At 55.2% G+C, this 1,663-nt stretch carries 1 protein-coding gene; it reads left to right on the top strand.

The window, feature by feature from the left end:
• The first annotated feature begins 73 nt into the window (after nucleotides 1–73).
• Nucleotides 74–1,504 carry an IS1182 family transposase gene (locus tag KGB18_RS29825; protein ID WP_223570971.1) on the top strand — a complete coding sequence of 477 codons (1,431 nt, stop codon included), beginning with the start codon at nucleotides 74–76 and terminating at the stop codon, nucleotides 1,502–1,504.
• The last annotated feature ends 159 nt before the right edge of the window (nucleotides 1,505–1,663 follow it).

The following is a 1,663-nucleotide window of genomic DNA, read 5'->3' as shown; positions in this document are numbered from 1 at the left end:
GGCCCAGAGTGTGTAAAAACGCCTTCGCGAACCCTTGCTATGATTTCTGAGGATTTCATCGCAGGGATCGCCCATGAAGCGCTTTATCCAAGGTGAACATCGAGGCCAAGGCACCTTACTTCCCGAGAGCCTCGACGACTACGTCAGCGATACCAATCCGGTGCGCGTAGTCGACGTCTTTGTCGACGAACTCGACCTGGTCAATCTGGGTTTTGAAGGTGCCATTCCAGCCGATACTGGCCGGCCGGCTTACCACCCCGCGATCTTGCTAAAGATCTACATCTACGGCTATCTCAACCGCATCCAGTCGAGCCGACGTTTGGAGCGAGAAGCCCAGCGCAACGTCGAACTGATGTGGTTGACCGGGCGTTTGATGCCGGACTTCAAGACCATCGCCAACTTCCGAAAAGACAACAGCAAGGCCATCCGAGGCGTCTGCCGCCAGTTCGTGGTGCTGTGTCAGCAGTTGGGACTGTTCGGAGAGCGTCTGGTTGCCATCGACGGCAGTAAATTCAAAGCAGTCAACAACCGCGACCGCAATTTCACCAGCGCCAAACTGAAGCGGCGAATGGAAGAAATTGAATCGAGTATCAGCCGCTACCTGACGGCACTCGATGCTGCCGATCGGCAAGAACCAACAGCTTCCGAGCCCAGTGCCGTGCGGCTGGAAGAGAAAATCGCCAAGCTCAAAACTCAAATGAAAGAGCTTCAGGCGATCGAAATCCAGCTCAATGAATCGCCGGATAAACAGGTCTCACTGACCGATCCAGACGCCCGCTCCATGATGACGCGCGGCACGGGAATCGTCGGCTACAACGTGCAGACAGCGGTCGATACCCAGCACCATTTGATCGTTGCGCACGAGGTGACTAACGTCGGTTCCGATCGAGATCAACTCAGCTCGATGGCCAAGCAGGCCCGCGAGGCGATGGCGTCAGACACGTTGTCGGTGGTAGCTGACCGAGGTTACTTCAAAAGCGAAGAAATCCTAGCTTGTCACGATGCAGGCATCACCGCCTACGTGCCCAAGCCGATGACCTCTGGAGCCAAGGCTGACGGGCGTTTCAATAACGATGCGTTCATCTATGACGCGGCAAAAAACCAATACATTTGCCCTGCTGGAGAGGCGCTGATCTGGCGCTATTCCAACGTTGAAAAAGGCCTGAAGTTGCATCGCTACTGGAGTTCGAAATGCCAGGGCTGCGCGTTAAAAGCACAGTGCACACCAAGCACGGAGCGACGAGTTCGACGCTGGGAGCATGAAGCCGTATTGGAGGAAATGCAGCTTCGGCTGGGCAAAGCACCAGAGATGATGCGAGTCAGAAAACGGACGGTTGAGCATCCCTTCGGGACGCTCAAACAATGGATGGGTGCAACGCACTTCCTGACGCGAAAGCTAGCTGGGGTGAGCGCGGAGATGAGCTTGAATGTGCTCGCCTACAACTTGAAACGGGTTATGAAAATCATCGGTGCCCATCACTTGATGAAGGCGCTAACGGCCTAAAAACCGGCCTGTTTTTACGTGTCCCGATGATCTGGCGCGTTGCTGGGGAGGTTTAGCTCATCAGGAAGGGACATCGTGCCTTGATCAGGCTACGAAGCCGGACAGCCGGACAGCCTTGAAGATCGAAACGGGATCTAACGTTTTTACACACTCTGGGCC

The organism is Pseudomonas sp. BF-R-26 (genome assembly GCF_019947395.1).
GTDB classification, from domain to species: domain Bacteria; phylum Pseudomonadota; class Gammaproteobacteria; order Pseudomonadales; family Pseudomonadaceae; genus Aquipseudomonas; species Aquipseudomonas farris.
Note: the sequence above shows the minus strand (reverse complement) of the source record. Positions and strands in the feature narration are given on the sequence as shown.